At 71.1% G+C, this 14,168-nt stretch carries 18 protein-coding genes; 8 read left to right on the top strand and 10 right to left on the bottom strand.

Translation table 11 applies throughout. The annotated features are described in order from the left end of the window. Window positions 1-84 precede the first annotated feature (84 nt). Both HUT10_RS08365 and HUT10_RS08360 read left to right on the top strand, forming a co-directional pair. Window positions 85-936, top strand: coding sequence for a phosphatase PAP2 family protein (locus tag HUT10_RS08365; RefSeq protein WP_176170644.1), 852 nt, complete (start codon window positions 85-87; stop codon window positions 934-936). Then, window positions 933-1,943 carry a YdcF family protein gene (locus HUT10_RS08360; protein ID WP_176170643.1) on the top strand — a complete coding sequence of 337 codons (1,011 nt, stop codon included), beginning with the start codon at window positions 933-935 and terminating at the stop codon, window positions 1,941-1,943. Before HUT10_RS08365 ends, HUT10_RS08360 begins: the two co-directional genes overlap by 4 nt. 12 nt (window positions 1,944-1,955) lie before the next feature. Here HUT10_RS08360 and HUT10_RS08355 read toward each other — a convergent pair whose 3' ends face one another. After that, a complete protein-coding gene (locus HUT10_RS08355; RefSeq protein ID WP_254896762.1) occupies window positions 1,956-2,774 on the bottom strand; it encodes an SDR family NAD(P)-dependent oxidoreductase in 819 nt (272 codons plus the stop codon). A 113-nt stretch (window positions 2,775-2,887) separates the two neighbouring features. Here HUT10_RS08355 and HUT10_RS50715 point away from each other — a divergent pair, with 113 nt between their 5' ends. Both HUT10_RS50715 and HUT10_RS50710 read left to right on the top strand, forming a co-directional pair. Further along, entirely contained in the window at window positions 2,888-3,169 is a 282-nt protein-coding gene (locus HUT10_RS50715) for a helix-turn-helix domain-containing protein (RefSeq protein WP_254896761.1), read from the top strand. After that, window positions 3,109-3,492 carry a hypothetical protein gene (locus HUT10_RS50710; protein WP_254896760.1) on the top strand — a complete coding sequence of 128 codons (384 nt, stop codon included), beginning with the start codon at window positions 3,109-3,111 and terminating at the stop codon, window positions 3,490-3,492. Before HUT10_RS50715 ends, HUT10_RS50710 begins: the two co-directional genes overlap by 61 nt. 64 nt (window positions 3,493-3,556) lie before the next feature. Here the strand turns inward: HUT10_RS50710 and HUT10_RS08345 are convergent, their stop codons facing one another. Next, on the bottom strand, window positions 3,557-4,444 hold the full coding sequence (locus tag HUT10_RS08345; RefSeq protein WP_176170642.1) for an aldo/keto reductase: 888 nt from the start codon (window positions 4,442-4,444) through the stop codon (window positions 3,557-3,559). A gap of 100 nt (window positions 4,445-4,544) precedes the next feature. Here HUT10_RS08345 and HUT10_RS08340 point away from each other — a divergent pair, with 100 nt between their 5' ends. Next, window positions 4,545-5,462: a helix-turn-helix transcriptional regulator gene (locus HUT10_RS08340; RefSeq protein WP_176170641.1), complete on the top strand. Its 918-nt coding sequence runs from the start codon at window positions 4,545-4,547 to the stop codon at window positions 5,460-5,462. A 240-nt stretch (window positions 5,463-5,702) separates the two neighbouring features. Here the strand turns inward: HUT10_RS08340 and HUT10_RS08335 are convergent, their stop codons facing one another. The 4 genes from HUT10_RS08335 to HUT10_RS08320 form a co-directional block, all read right to left on the bottom strand. Continuing rightward, the gene (locus HUT10_RS08335; protein ID WP_176170640.1) at window positions 5,703-6,638 is read right to left on the bottom strand and encodes an NmrA family NAD(P)-binding protein; all 936 of its coding nucleotides are present in this window, start codon (window positions 6,636-6,638) and stop codon (window positions 5,703-5,705) included. Window positions 6,639-6,652: 14 nt separating this feature from the next. Further along, entirely contained in the window at window positions 6,653-7,567 is a 915-nt protein-coding gene (locus HUT10_RS08330; RefSeq protein WP_176170639.1) for an NmrA family NAD(P)-binding protein, read from the bottom strand. Between the two features lie 83 nt (window positions 7,568-7,650). Next, on the bottom strand, window positions 7,651-8,127 hold the full coding sequence (locus tag HUT10_RS08325; protein WP_176170638.1) for a hypothetical protein: 477 nt from the start codon (window positions 8,125-8,127) through the stop codon (window positions 7,651-7,653). 57 nt (window positions 8,128-8,184) lie between these two features. Continuing rightward, window positions 8,185-8,490 carry a putative quinol monooxygenase gene (locus tag HUT10_RS08320; protein ID WP_217709556.1) on the bottom strand — a complete coding sequence of 102 codons (306 nt, stop codon included), beginning with the start codon at window positions 8,488-8,490 and terminating at the stop codon, window positions 8,185-8,187. Window positions 8,491-8,581: 91 nt separating this feature from the next. Here HUT10_RS08320 and HUT10_RS08315 point away from each other — a divergent pair, with 91 nt between their 5' ends. Further along, window positions 8,582-9,133 carry a helix-turn-helix domain-containing protein gene (locus HUT10_RS08315; protein ID WP_176170636.1) on the top strand — a complete coding sequence of 184 codons (552 nt, stop codon included), beginning with the start codon at window positions 8,582-8,584 and terminating at the stop codon, window positions 9,131-9,133. A gap of 131 nt (window positions 9,134-9,264) precedes the next feature. Here the strand turns inward: HUT10_RS08315 and HUT10_RS08310 are convergent, their stop codons facing one another. Then, window positions 9,265-10,275, bottom strand: a complete 1,011-nt coding sequence (locus HUT10_RS08310) for an ROK family protein (protein ID WP_176170635.1) — start codon at window positions 10,273-10,275, stop codon at window positions 9,265-9,267. 60 nt (window positions 10,276-10,335) lie between these two features. On the opposite strand from HUT10_RS08310, the gene HUT10_RS08305 reads away from it, so the two are divergent. After that, window positions 10,336-10,533, top strand: a complete 198-nt coding sequence (locus HUT10_RS08305; RefSeq protein ID WP_176170634.1) for a hypothetical protein — start codon at window positions 10,336-10,338, stop codon at window positions 10,531-10,533. Between the two features lie 31 nt (window positions 10,534-10,564). On the opposite strand, the gene dmpG is transcribed toward HUT10_RS08305, so the two are convergent. From dmpG to HUT10_RS08290, 3 genes are read right to left on the bottom strand one after another with little or no spacing between them, the layout of a single operon-like run. Then, window positions 10,565-11,566 carry a 4-hydroxy-2-oxovalerate aldolase gene (dmpG, locus tag HUT10_RS08300; RefSeq protein WP_176170633.1) on the bottom strand — a complete coding sequence of 334 codons (1,002 nt, stop codon included), beginning with the start codon at window positions 11,564-11,566 and terminating at the stop codon, window positions 10,565-10,567. Next, window positions 11,563-12,495 carry an acetaldehyde dehydrogenase (acetylating) gene (locus HUT10_RS08295; RefSeq protein ID WP_176170632.1) on the bottom strand — a complete coding sequence of 311 codons (933 nt, stop codon included), beginning with the start codon at window positions 12,493-12,495 and terminating at the stop codon, window positions 11,563-11,565. Before HUT10_RS08295 ends, dmpG begins: the two co-directional genes overlap by 4 nt. Beyond that, complete coding sequence (locus HUT10_RS08290; RefSeq protein WP_176170631.1) at window positions 12,492-13,277, bottom strand: 2-keto-4-pentenoate hydratase; 786 nt, start codon at window positions 13,275-13,277, stop codon at window positions 12,492-12,494. The genes HUT10_RS08295 and HUT10_RS08290 overlap by 4 nt, the downstream gene beginning before the upstream one ends. 74 nt (window positions 13,278-13,351) lie before the next feature. Between HUT10_RS08290 and HUT10_RS08285 the strand changes: the two genes are divergently transcribed. Continuing rightward, window positions 13,352-14,110, top strand: a complete 759-nt coding sequence (locus tag HUT10_RS08285; protein ID WP_217709555.1) for an IclR family transcriptional regulator — start codon at window positions 13,352-13,354, stop codon at window positions 14,108-14,110. Window positions 14,111-14,168: the final 58 nt, after the last annotated feature.

Raw genomic sequence — 14,168 nt, 5'->3', positions numbered from 1 at the left:
GGGCTCCTGACCGGCGTGAACCCTCGGTGTGCGTCCGTGCGCAGAAGGTAACTAAGCTGTTCGGAGTAGTCCGAGGAGGTTGGTGTGGTTCCCGCCCGTCGCTGGCTGGTCGTGGCGGCCGTGTGTGCCGTCGTTCTGGTGGCCGTGTACTTCCTCGCGGTCTGGACGGTGCCCGGCCAGGCGCTGGAAAACGCCGCGCTGCGCGGAGCGGACGAGGCCGCTGCCCGCGACCAGGCCGTCGCCGACGACAACCTGGGCCGGATCACCGTCTACTCGCTGGCCGTCGCGGTCGTCCTGGTCGGGCTCGTCGGGTTGCTGCGCCGGCGGGCCGATCTCGCCTTCGCGGCCGTGGGCGTGATCGTGGCCGGCCAAGTCGTGACGCAGGTGCTCAAGCGGTTCGTGCTGCCCCGGCCGGCCCTGGTGCCGCTGACCGGGCACTACGCCGAAAACAGCCTGCCCAGCGGGCACACCACGATCGCGATGACGGTCCTGTTCGCCGCGCTGCTCGTGGTGCCCTACCGCTGGCGCGGCGTCACGCTCTTCTTCCTCCTCTCGTGGGCCGTCGGCATCGGCGCCTACACCGTGACGGCGAAGTGGCACCGGCTGTCCGACACCCTGGCCGCGGACGCGATCGCGCTCGGGCTCGCCTGCGTGGCTTCGTGGTGGCTGGCGCGCCGGGGGATCGTGCGCCGTCACGACGGACCGCGCCGGGTCCCGCGTGTGCTCGTCGTGACGATCGCGGCGCTCGGCGGACTGGTCTTCTTCGCCCTGGGCTCCCTCCTGATCGGGGCGGCGCTGGCCGGCGAGGGCTACGCGGAAACCGTGCGCGGCAACGCCTGGGTCGTCTACCTGGCCGCGACGTCGTTCGCCTCCGCCGGCTCCATCGCCGCGGCGCTGGTGTTCCTGGCGACCTGGCGACGGCGGGAGATCGCGTGAACCCCGCGCTGCTGCCGCTCGCCGCGGCCGTCTTCTGCTTCGGCGTCTTCCTGGTCAGTTTCCTGCTCGAACGGCGCCGGCTGCGCAACGGCTTCTACCTGTTCTTCGCGCTCGCCTTCCTCGGCTTGACGCTGATCGCCCTGCTGGCGTCGATCTCGCCGGAAGCCGCCGCGATCGTCGCGGTCGGCCTGCTCGCGCTGATCCCGCTGACCATCGTGGTGCTCGCGGTGTTCCTGATCGGCAACGGCGTGACGATGCTGCGCCGTGAAGGCCGCCGGCCGGCCAACCTGCTGTCACTGGCGGCCGGGGTGGGGATCGTCGCGCTGATCGCCTTCGACTTCGTGGTCGGGCAGCTCGGCTGGGCGCCGCTGGAGGCGGTGCGCGACAGCATCGACGGGATCGTCGCCTACCTGTCGTTCCTGTTCGTCTGCTTCCTGTTGTATTCGCTGGTCTACGGCCGGATCCGCGGCCGCCGCGCGCTCGACTTCGTGGTGGTGCTCGGGTCCGGCCTGCTCGGCGGGAAGAACGTGCCGCCGCTGCTGGCCGGCCGGCTCGAACGCGGGCGGCGGGTGCTGGCCGCCGAGGACCGCAAGGGCCGGTCGCCGCTGCTGGTCACCTCGGGTGGGCAGGGGCCGGGGGAGGAGTTGCCCGAGTCGCACGCGATGGCCGACTACCTCGTCGGGCGGGGCGTGCCGCGCGAGCGGATCGTCCGGGAGGACCGGTCGCGGACGACCCGGGAAAACCTCGCCTTCAGCGCCGCCCTCATGCGCGAGCGGAACCCGCACTACCGCTGCGTCGTCGTCACGAACAACTTCCACGTGCTGCGCGCGGCCTTGCTCGCCCGCAAGGTCAAGGTGAACGGCCAGGTGATCGGCGCGCCCACGGCCTGGTACTTCTGGCCGAGCGCCACGCTGCGGGAGTTCGCCGCCATCCTCGTCGACCACCGCGTCCTGAACGGGATCATCTGCGCGGCCATCGTCGCCGCGAGCGTGCTGAAAGCCGTTTGATCCGCGTGACTCCTACGGGGTCTTGAGGGTGCCGCCGTCGACGGTCCAGTTGGAGCCCGCCGCGCTCGGCATCGTCGGCGACGCCAGGAGGAGCACCGCCCGGGCGATCTCCGCGGGCTCGATCAGCTTGCCGGTCACCATTCCCGACTGCGCGGGCATGGCCGCGAGCACCGTCTCGTGGTCCAGGCCCATGCTCGCCGACAGCTTCCCGATGTAGCCGTCCGGGCTCGTCAGGATCGCGGTCCGGGTCGCGCCGGGCGTGACGACGTTGACCCGGACGCCCGTCTCCCCGACCTTGTCCGCCAGCCCACGGGAGAACGCGTTCAGCGCGGCCTTGGCCGCGGCGTAGGACAGCGGCACCGCGCGGGGGTCGCGCGCGGAACTCGAGCTGATGTTCACGATCGCACCCCGCGCCCGCGACAGGGCCGGCAACGCGGCCCGGGTCATCTCCACGGCGGCGCCGAGGTTCAGCGCGAGGACGTCGTCCCACGCCGCGCGGGAACCGCCGATGGGGTCGGCGAGGTCGGCGTCGGTCGCGTCGCCACCGCCGGCGTTGTTGACCAGCACGTCGAGGCGGGGGTCGTCCGCGAGCACGGTGTCGAGCACCCGCTGTGGCGCGGTCGCGTCGAGCAGGTCGGCGGACACGAACGTCGCGCCGGTGGCTTCGAGCTCGGGAGTGCTCTTGCGCGAGACGGCGACGACCGTGGCGCCTTCGGCGACGAACGCCTCGACCGTCGCCAGCCCGATGCCCTGCTGGCCCCGGTCACCAGGACGCGCTTGCCCGCGAGATCCAGATCCATGGTGGTTCTCCTCCTGTGTCTTAGTTGGCACCCTAAATGCTACACGGCAGTATCACTTAAGCAAGGAATCTAGACCAACTAGACTCGGATGTAAACTGACGTGGGACGGCATCAGACGAGCCGAGGTGGAGAGAGGAGTTCCGCGTGAGCGCAGCCGCCGGATCGCGGCCCTTGCGGGCGGACGCGGAGCGCAGCACCGCGCGGATCCTGGCCGCCGCCGAGGAGGTGCTCGCCGTCGACGCGAACGCGACGCTGGAACGGATCGCCGAAGCCGCGGGGCTCGCGCGCGCCACCGTCCACCGCCGGTTCTCCTCTCGCAAGGCGCTGCTGGAGGCGCTGACCGGCGTGCTCAACGAGCGTTACGTGTGCGGGCTGGAGCAGGCGCGAGTGGCGACGGCGCCCCCATCGCGGCGCTGTACCGGCTGACCGAGCTGCTCTTCGAGCTCAAGGCAGGCAACCGGGCGATCATGGAGCTCACCGCGGACCCGGCGACCAAGATGACACCCATGAGCCCCGAGGTCACGGCCGGGCTCGAACTGCTGTTCCGGCGGCTGCGCGAAGCCGGCGAAATCACCGCCACCGACCCGGCCTGGTGCTGCGCTGTGTACCTGGCCATCGTCCACGAGGCGGCCCAGCTGCCGACCGGCTCACCGATGCTGGGCGACGCGGCGGGCGAGGTGGGCGCACGGGCCGACCTGACTTACCGGACCGTATTGGGCGCACTGGGTGGCAGCCGGCCGCACGGGTGAGCCTGCGGCAGCGAGGGTGGCGGTGTCCTTCTGCGTGCTCGCCGGTCGATCGCTGGTTCCTCGGTCAGGCTTCGGGAATGGGGCGGTCGTAGAAGTCGCCGCGCGGCTCGTCCGGATCGGGACCCGTTCGCATTCCGGTGTCGAGCGCGTCGATCCGTTCCATGTCGGCGTCGTCCAGGGTGAAGTCGAAGACGTTCAGGTTCTGGGCGATGCGCTCGGGGTTCGTCGACTTCGGAATGACGGAGCGGCCGTGCTGGATGCCCCACCGCAGCATGACCTGCGCGGGTGACTTCGCGTGCTTTTGCGCGATCTCACCGATGACCGGGTCCTGCATCACGTTGCGGCGGTCTTCGCGCCACGGGCCGGGGTAGAAGGTGATGCCACCGATCGGTGACCACGCCTGGGTGAGGATGCCGCGCTCGGCGCCGGCGGCCTGGACGTCGGGCTGCTGGAAGTACGGGTGCAACTCGATCTGGTTCACCGCCGGGACGACGCCGGCCTCGGCGAGCAGGAGGTCGAGGTGACGGCGGGTGAAGTTGCTCACCCCGATCGCGCGCACGCGGCCGTCCGCGAGCAGCTTCTCCAGCGCCTGGTAGGCGCCGATCGTGCGCTCGAACCGGTCCGGCACCGGCTGGTGGAGGATGAACAGATCGAGGTACTCGACCCCCAGCTTCGCGGTCGATTTTTCGAACGCGTGCAGGGTCTGCTCGAAGTCGAAGTCGCTCGGGAAGACCTTGGTCTCCACGAACACCTCGTCGCGCGGGAGGGCGGCTCGGCGAAGTCCTTCCCCGACCTCCTTCTCGTTGAAGTAGGCGGCTGCCGTGTCGATGTGGCGATAGCCCAGCTCCAGCGCCGTCGCCACCGCCGCGGCGGTCTCCTCGGGCGCGCTCTGGTAGACACCCAGGCCCAGTGCGGGGAGGGTGACGCCGTTGTTCAGGGTGATCGTGTCCATGGCGCCATCAGATCACCGCGAGCGGGGTGGCGGGAGTTGCTGCTTCTCGGGGTACTGGCGCTACCCCCCAGGTGCGGGCGGGTCCGCGTAGCGTGGTCACATGGACCTGAGGACCGAAATCTCGGAGTTCTTGCGCAGCCGCCGCGCGCGGCTCACCCCGGAGCGGGCCGGCCTGGGTGCCGGACCCGGCCGTCGTGTCCCCGGGCTCCGCCGCGAAGAGGTGGCGGTCTTGGCGTCCATCTCCGTCGACTGGTACGTGCGCATCGAGCGCGGGAACCTCGCCGGCGTATCCGACGAGGTGCTGGATGCCCTCTCGGCCGCGCTGCAGCTGGACGAAGCCGAAGCCGCTCATCTCGCCGATCTCGCTCGCGCCGCTCGCAGCTCGTCCCGCCGTCCGGCCGGCGCCGGCCGCAAAGCCACTCTCCGGCCCGGTCTGCAGATCATGATCGACTCGATGCAGGGGCTGCCGGCCTGGGCTCGCAACCACCGCTTCGAGATCGTCGCCACCAATGCGCTGGCTCGGGCGCTCTACGCCGATCTGCTGCGCAGCCGGATCGCGGCCGGCAACAACGCGCGATTCACCTTCCTGGACCCCATCGCCCAGGACTTCTACGTGGACTGGGAAAAGACGGCCGACGACGTTGTCGCCGTCCTCCGCGGGTACGTCGGTGCCAACCCCGCCGATCGGCGCCTGTCGAACCTGGTCGGCGAACTCGCGACCCGCAGCCCCGACTTCGCCAGGCGCTGGGCCGCCTACGACGTGAAGTACCACCGCACCGGCCGCAAGACCCTCCACCACCAGGTCGTGGGAGATCTCGACCTCGGCTTCGAAGCCCTCGCTCTGCCCGAGAACTCGACCCTCGGCTTGTTCGTCTACTACCCCGCCGACGAATCCACCCGCGAGCGGCTGCAACTGCTCGAAAGCTGGGCCGCGACCGAAGAACGAGACCAGCGACCCGCCGGAGAAGGCGCGACGGACGTCGGCCGACTCGCCGCCCGCGATGGTGATCGTGGTTGACCGTCGGGGTGGTTCGAACCAGGCGTCGGCCCTGCGCGAACAGTCTCCCGGTCGTCATGACCGGTGATCAGGTCGGCCGTGTCCCGGGTGGGCCGATCGATGCGTCCGCGGGCGGGCTGGGCGGCTGAATCGCCACCGAGGAGGACAGCCCCGGGCACCGCGACCCGTGCCGCCGCGCCCATCCGGTAGGCGAAGTCGACGGGGCACAGGAGATCGTCGCCGCCCCAGACGATCAGACCGTCAGCGAGCGGCTTCTCCTTGCCGGGGGCGGACGTCGGTTCGGACGTATTCGCGGAACGTCGTCGGTGGCCGCCCGATCAACCGGGTCAGGACGTCGGCGTCCGCCGGGCGGCTCGGTCCCTGCCTGCTCACCTGGAGCGCGACCGCCGTGATGTGCCCGGCCATGTCCGGGTTGACTACTCCGGCATGCTCCGATGTGGACAGTTCGACGATCTCGCGGTGCCAGTCGTCCGCGGAAATCGGCTCGAAGCGGACCGGCCTGCGCAGCTCCTCGGTGAGGATGGTCGCGATGTCGGTGTGGCTGAGTTCCTCGGCGCCTGGGGCGTAGTGGATCGGGCCGGTGAACCGCTCCGGGTGCAGGAGCGCGGCGACGGCGAGCTCGCCGGCGTCACGGCCGTTGATCCAGGCGACCGTGGCGTCGCCGAAACAGTTGCGGATGACACCGTCGTCGTCGATCGACCTGCCGTGCAGGGCCGGGATGTTTTCGTGGAACGCCGCCGCGACGCGCAGGACGAGCAGGTCCAGCCCGGCCCACTGCAGGACTTCTTCGGCGAGCCACTGGTCACGTCCCCGGTCGCTGAGGTGGCCGGGGTGGGCGGGGCCCATGGACATCACGATCGTGCGCGGTGCGGTACCGGCCTCGCGGACCGCGGCGGCGTAGTTCGCCGCGGCCGGGATGACGCCCGCGTCGATGGGGTAGGTGAAGTAGACCTGTTCGATCCCGTCGAGCGCGGGCACGATGGTGCGCCGGTCGTGGAGATCGCCGATCACCACCTCGGCCCCGAGTGCGGTGAGGGCGGTGGTGCGGTCGCTGTGGGTGCGGGCGAGCACGCGGACGTCGTGGCCTTCCTCGCGCAGCCGGCGCACCAGGTAGGCGCCGGTGCCGCCGTGCCGGCCCGTGGCGCCGGTGACGAGGATCGGGGATGAGGTCGTCATAGCGTCCTTTGTGGTCACAGCCGGCCGTCCGCGGGCACGAAGTTGGGGCCGCTGGTGTCGAAGAAGGTTTTGTTCTCGAGGACGAACTGCTCGACGGACAGGGGCGCGCGGCCGCCGATCCGCTCGACGATGTCGTTGGTGCCGGAGAAGATGCCGTTGCGGTAGTCGATGGCGACGTTGCCGAGGTGCTGGACGAGGTGTGCGGGCAGGCCGCGTGCGGTCATGGCGGTGGCGAATTCCTCGACGGTGATGGGTTCGTAGTGCACGGGGATGCCGAGCGTGGCGGCGATGGCGCGGGCGATGTCGTGGTGGTCCTGCTCGACCGGGCCGTGAAGGGGGTAGACGGCGCGGTCGTGTGGCTCGGGATCGAGCAGCAAGGCGGCGATCACGCGGGATTGGTCGGCCGCGGCGATCGGCGCGTGGCGGCCTTCGCCGAACGGCAGCCGCAGGTACCCCTCGCCGTCGCGCCGCTCGCACCAGGTGGTGAGCCACTCGGCGAAGAAGGTCGGCCGCAGGTGGGCGGTGAGCAGGCCGGTGCGGTCCAGCAGGCGTTCGCACAGCCAGTGCTGCTGGGCGGCGTGGCTGCCGGCGTCGGGCCGGGCGGAGATCTGGGACATGTTGACCACCGACCGGACTCCCGCGTCGATGGCCGCCTGGGCGAAGTAGGCGGTGGCCTCGACCAGGCCCTCGCGGATCGGGTGGCAGAAGTAGGCGCTCGTGACGCCCTGCATCGCCGTGGTCACGGCGTTGAGGTCGTGCAGGTCGGCCACGACGACCTCGGCCCCGGCCGCGGCGAGGGCGCGGGAACGGTCGTCGTCGCGGTGGGCCAGCGCGCGGACCCGGTGCCCGTCCGCCAGCAGCAGCCTGGCCGCGCCACCGCCGGTCTTTCCGGTCGCGCCGGTCACCAGGAACAGCCTGTCGTCGATCATGGTGTCACCTTTCGCAAGTGTCGGTTTCGAGAAGCCGGATGGTGCACACGAACAGGTGCGGCAGTCCTCGCGCGGACGCCGGATCAGGATCGCGCCGAGGTCCGCGTCGCCGAACAACTCGGGCCGCGACGAGGTGACCGGCCACCGGCCGCAGTCCTCGACGATCCGCACGATGTCGGCGGGTTGTCGCCGAATTCCACCGCGAGGTCGCTGAGGCCCACCAAAATGGTCGGCTCGGTGCCGAGGTGACCCTCGTCGAACCGCCGAAGCACGTAGCGGCGGGTCGGGAAGACCAGGCCGGCGACCGTCCGGTGTGCTTCGGTGAAGTGTGCGGCGGGCCGGCTGCCCAGGACGTCGGGCGCGTAGTCGAGCCGGCGCTGCAGCCCGTACCCGGCGAAGTAGAGGGCGTGCAGTTCATCCCAGCGAGTGTGCTCATCACGGGGCGAGAAGGACGCTCGCGGCGTAGCACGCTCTCGCAGGCCATTGTGGTCCTCGATGGACACCAGGCCGGGGGTGTAGACGTCGCGAGCCGGGCCCGCACCTTCCTGGCCATCCGCCACCGGTCGAGACCGCCGGCGGCCTCGAGGGCCAGGCCGGCCAGATTCGGCAGCGTCATCTCAGGCCGTGGCCTTGTCGCCGACCAGGGTGCCCTTCATGAGCCAGTTCGGCCCCTCGGCGTAGGTGGCGGCCTCGGTGAAGAACGCCCCGAAGTACGGACCGCCCGCGTGGGCGTTGAACGCCTCGACATCCGCGTAGACCTCGTTGAGGTAGAAGAGGTTCGGGTCCGCCTCGTCGGCGATCACCTCGAAACGGTGCGAGCCGGGCTCGTTGGCCAGCGAGTCGCGGCCGGTCTTGGCGGCGAGCCGGACGAAGTCGTCACGGTGCTCGGGCCGAACGGTGAAGGAAACCAGGAACTGGTACACGGGGACGCCTCCTCGGCGTAGTTCATTGACTGAACTAGACTGTAGCACCGTACAGTTCAATGAGTGAACTGGCTCGGGGTAGGGTGGTGACATGGCTCTTCCCAGCACCTACGCGGACCGCAACTGCTCGGTGGCCCGTGCACTGGAGGTCCTCGGCGAACGGTGGACACTGCTCATCGTCCGGGACGCGTTCTACGGCGTCCGCCGGTTCGGGGACTTCGCCACCCAGCTGGGCATCCCGCGCGCCGTCCTGACCAGCCGGCTCAAGCTGCTCGTGCGGGAGGGCGTGCTGGTCCGCGACGACGAGGCCAGGCCGGTCGAGTACCGGCTGACCGGCAAGGGTGTCGAACTGTGGCCGATCCTGCGGGCGATGATGGCCTGGGGCGACGCCCACTACTCGCCGGCCGGAGAGAAGCGCACCTTGCGCCACGACCGTGACGGCGGCCTGCTCGACCACGAGGGGCGCTGCCGCGAGTGCGGCGAAAGCGTGGCGGTCCCGGAGACCCGCATCGAGCCGGGCCCGGGCTTCGAGCCGGCGAACCCCAACCCCGACCCCGTGTCCGCGCTGCTCAACACGCCACGACGCCTTCTTGAGCCGCTCTCGGCCTCGGCCACCCCGCGGTCCGACGACGGCTACCGCTGAGACGCCGCCACGCCACCCCGCTGGGACGCTGTCCACCTGGCCGACCTCCCCGTACGCCAGCGGCTGCGCCTCGACGTCACCGACCGGCGCAGCGTCGATGAGGCCATCGCGGAGACACCGGTCTACCTGCTTCAACCGTTCAGGAAGTGCTCGAGGGGGAGGGTGGCGGCACCGCGTGTTGCGGCGTCCGGGCCGAGGCTGCACAGGTCGATCGTTGTCGTGGCGAACGCGTGCTTCAGCGAGTGGCGGCGGGCCGCGTCGCGGATGGCGTCGAGATTGCGCTCGCCGAGGAGCAAGCCGGCCCAGCCACCGAGGACGACGCGGGCGGGGTTGAGCAGATTGATCAGCCCGCCGAGGCCCGCGCCGAGGTAGCGGTGAGTCTCCGCCAGGACCCCGGTTCCCTGGTCGTCGTGGACGATGGCGGCAAGGGCCGGTTCCAGGTCGGCGTCTTCCGGGATGGTCCCGCCCGCTTCGCGGAAGCGGTCGAGGATCGCCTCGGCGCCGACGTAGGCCTCGAGGCAGCCTTTGCTGCCGCACCGGCAAGGTCGGCCGCCGGCGACGAGGACGGTGTGCCCGAACTCGCCCCCGTCCGGCCGGGTGCCGTGGGTGGTGGGGCCGCCGGGAATGAGGCAGGCTCCCAGGTCCGAGCCCAGCCAGGCGACCACCGTGCCGGGCGTTTCCCGGCCGCTGCCGAACCACAGCTCGGCCCTTCCCGTGGTGCCTGCGTGACTGTCGAAATGCAGCGGCAAGCCGGTTTCCCTGCCCAGCAGCTTCTCCAGAAGAACCGGGTCCCAGCCGAGGTTCTCCGTTCGCCGGACGCTGCCGGGCACGCTCACCCCGACTCCGAGGACCGCGTCGGAGGCGATGGCGCTCTTCGCCAGCACGGTGGTCAAGCCCGCGAGAATTCGCGAAGCGACCGTTTCCGGACCGTGCCGGCGGAGGTCGATGAGCCGGTCGGCGGTGGCGAGCTCGGTCATCGCCAGGTCGAACAGTCCGATCCGGACCCTCGTTTCGCCGACGTCCACCCCGACTGCGAAGCGGTAACCGGGGACGATGTGCAACAGCTTTCGCGGCCGGCCGCCGTCGGAGTCCAGTGAGCCGTCCTCGGTCACCACGCCTTCGCCGACCAGTTCGCGCACCACTTTGCCGACCGAAGCCGCGCTCAGCCCGGTGGCCGCTCCCAGAGCCTGGCGACCGACACGGTGGCCACGCTGCCGGAACTCATCGTCGCGAGCGACCCGCGGCTCACCGCACTGCCGATCCCGCTCGACCTCGTCGGCGCACGCGTCGGGATCACCTTCGCGGCCGGCCGCCGGCTGAGCCCGGCCTCGGAGGCCATGATCCAGTCGCTCGTCGCCGTCGCGGATTCCGTGCAACCGCGGCCGGCTCGATCCGGCTGAGTCCCGGCCACGCGCCGCCGTCCCTGCGGTGTCAGCCCGCGAGGTCGAGGGCGATGTCGGTGATCATGTCCTCCTGGCCGCCGACCATGCCGCGCCGGCCGACCTCGACGAGGATCGCCCGGGTGTCCAAGCCGTAGCGCACCGCCGCCGCTTCCGCGTGCCGCAGGAAGCTGGAGTACACGCCCGCGTAGCCCAGGCTCAGCGTCTCGCGGTCGACCCGGACCTCGCGGTCCTGCAGCGGCCGTACCAGGTCGTCGGCCGCGTCCATCAGCGGGAACAGCTCACAGCCGTGGTCCCAGCCCATCAGGTCGGCCACGGCGATGAACGCTTCGAGGGGGCAGTTCCCCGCTCCGGCGCCCTGCCCGGCCAGGGAGGCGTCGACCCGGACCACGCCGTTCTCGACCGCGACGACGCTGTTGGCGACGCCGAGGGCGAGGTTGTAGTGGGCGTGGATGCCGATCTGCGTCCCCGGTTCGAGGAGATCGCGATAGGCGCGGACGCGGTCGCGGACGCCGTCCATGGTGAGCCGGCCACCGGAATCGGTGACGTACACGCACGCGGCGCCGTAGGACTCCATGAGCTTGGCCTGCTTCGCCAGCTCGGCGGGCTCGGCCAGGTGAGACATCATGAGGAACCCGGCCACGTCCATGCCCAGGTCACGGGCCGCGCCGATGTGCTGGGCGGAGATGTCGGCTTCGGTGCAGTGCGTGGCGACCCGGACCGAGCGGACGCCGAGCCGGTGGGCCTGGCGCAGGTCGCCCACGGTGCCGATGCCGGGCAGCAGCAGCGTGGTGGGAATGGCGTGGCGGGCGACGTCGCAGACCGCTTCGATCCATTCCCAGTCGGTGTGCGCGCCGACACCGTAGTTGATGCTGGAGCCGGACAGGCCGTCGCCGTGGGCGATCTCGATGGCGGCGACGCCCGCGGCGTCGAGGGCGGCGGCGATCGTGCGGGCCTGCTCGACGGTGTAGCGGTGGCGGATGGCGTGCATGCCGTCCCGCAGGGTCACGTCCTGGATGTACAGGTCGGTCATCGGAGTGCCTCCTGGGCGGCCATGCGTTCGGCGGTCCGCAGCGCGGCCGAGGTCATGATGTCGAGGTTCCCGGCGTAGGCGGGCAGGTAGTGGGCGGCCCCCTCGACCTCGAGGAAGACCGACACCTTGACCGCCTCGCCGTCGGGGACCAGCCGGTGCAGCGGGTCGTCGGCGGGCACGGTGGCGAACTGGACCTTCTGCTTGAGCCGGTAGCCCGGCACGTAGGCCTGGACCCGCCCGACCATCTCTTCGATGGACGCGGTGACGGCCTCCGTGTCCACGGTGTCCATTTCGGACACCAGGCAGTGCACGGTGTCGCGCATGATCAGCGGGGGCTCGGCCGGGTTGAGCACGATGATGGCCTTGCCGCGGGCGGCCCCGCCGACCTGCTCGATCGCGGCCGCGGTGGTTTCGGTGAACTCGTCGATGTTGGCCCGGGTGCCGGGGCCCGCCGAGCGCGAGGAGATGGACGCGATGATCTCGCCGTAGTGGACCGGGGTCACCGCGGCGATCGCGGCCACGATCGGGATGGTGGCCTGGCCACCGCAGGTGACCATGTTGACGTTGGGCGCGTCGAGGTGCTCGCCGAGGTTGACCGGCGGGACGACGTAGGGCCCGAGCGCGGCCGGGGTGAGGTCGATGACGGTGCGGCCGAGGCCGCGCAGGACCTCGTCGTGACGGCGGTGGGCGCCCGCGGAGGTGGCGTCGAAGACGTACCGGACGTCGGCGAACTCGTCGAGCCGGACGAGGCCGTCGACGCCCTCGTGCGTGGTGGCGACCTTGAGGCGGCGAGCCCGGGCGAGCCCGTCGGACCCGGGGTCGATCCCGGCCATGGCCGCGATCTCCAGCCGGTCCGACAGCCGCAGGACCTTGATCATCAGGTCGGTGCCGATGTTGCCCGAGCCGATGACGGCGACTTTCACGCTCATGGGGCTTCTCCTTCGAAGCTGATGGTGACCTCGCCGAGGCCGGAGATCCGGGCGGTGAAGACGTCGCCGGGGGCGGCGGGGACCATCGGCCCGAGCGCTCCGGTGAGGACGATGTCGCCGGCACGCAGGGGCTCGCCGCGCCTCGCCAGCGTGGTGGCGAGCCAGGCGGCGGCGTTGAGGGGGTCGCCGAGGCAGTCGCGGCCGGTGCCCTCCGAAACGAGTTCGGTCTGGCGATGGAGTTGCATCTCGACGTCGGCGGGCTCGACGTCGGCCTCGCGGGTGTCGCCGAGGACGAACAGGCCGGAGGAGGCGTTGTCGGCGACCGTGTCCACGATGGTGATGTCCCAGCCCGCGATCCGGCTGTCGACGATCTCCAGCGCGGGCGCGAGGAACGCGGTGGCCGCGCGGACGTCGGCGACCGAGCAGTCCGGACCGGGCAGGTCGGCGCCGAGGATCAGGGCGATTTCCGCTTCCACCTTGGGCTGCAGGAGCCGGCCGGCCGGGACGGTTGCGCCGTGGGGGAGGGCCATATCGCTGAAAAGCGCACCGAAGTCGGGCTGGTCGACGCCCAGCTGGCGCTGCACGGCCGGGGAGGTGAGGCCGATCTTGCGCCCGACCAGGCGGTGCCCGGCCGCGAGCACGCGCTCGGTGGTGAGCCGCTGGACGGCGTAGGCGGCGTCGAGGTCGCCGTCGGCGAACAGTTCGCGGATCGGCGGACAGGGCGTGCCAGTGGCGGCCGCGGCCGCGAGGACTTTCGCGGCTTTGGGGACGGCCTCGTTCATCGGGGACCTCCGGAGCAGGGATCGTGACCCGCCAGGTATAGGCCGTGGTCCGACGGTGTGCCAAAGTTTGTCCCGTGACACGGAACAGCGAGAACGGCAACATGCTCGACAAGGCGGCCGCCGTCCTGGACGTCTACCGGCCGCACGGTGGCTCGTTCCGCCTGACGGAACTCGCGGCCCGGGCAGGGTTGACCAAGACGACGGCGTTCCGCCTGGCCGGCGACCTGGTCCGCCTCGGCTTCCTGGAGCGGGCAGGGGATCGCTACCGGCTGGGCGGCACGCTGTTCGAGCTGGGGTCGCTCGTGCCCCGCCGTCAGGACCTGCGCGAGGCCGCCTTGCCGTTCCTGCAGGACCTGTTCGAGAGCACCCACCAGACCGTCCACTTCGGAATCCGCGACGACCGCGAAGTCGTGTACCTGGAACGCATCCACGGCCACGACGCGGTCCCGCTGCCGTCCCGCATCGGCGGCCGGCTCCCGCTCACCTGCACGGCGATCGGCAAGGCGCTGCTGGCGTTCTCCGAGCCGGCACTGGCGGAGGCGATCCTCGCGGATCCGTTGCCGCAGCTGACATCGTCGTCGATCACCGACCCGGTCCGGTTGCGCACGGCCCTGGAGCAGACGCAGGTGTCCGGCCTGGCGTACGAAGAGCAGGAGGCGGCGCTCGGCGTGAGCTGCATCGCGGCCCCGGTGTTCAGCGGCGCGGTCGCCGTAGCGGCGCTGTCGGTGGCGGTGCCGCGAGAGCAGTTCCGCCCGGCGCACCTCGCCCCGGCGGTCCGGACGGCCGCGTTGGGTTTGTCCCGGACACTGCGCCTGTCCGCCGAGCCGAACTGACTGCCGAGGCTTCCTCGGACAGCTGGGGTGAATCGGAACGCTCGAAGGCGGTCGAACC

The organism is Amycolatopsis sp. Hca4, assembly GCF_013364075.1.
Classification (GTDB): domain Bacteria; phylum Actinomycetota; class Actinomycetes; order Mycobacteriales; family Pseudonocardiaceae; genus Amycolatopsis.
This window is presented reverse-complemented; position numbering and strand designations above follow the sequence as displayed.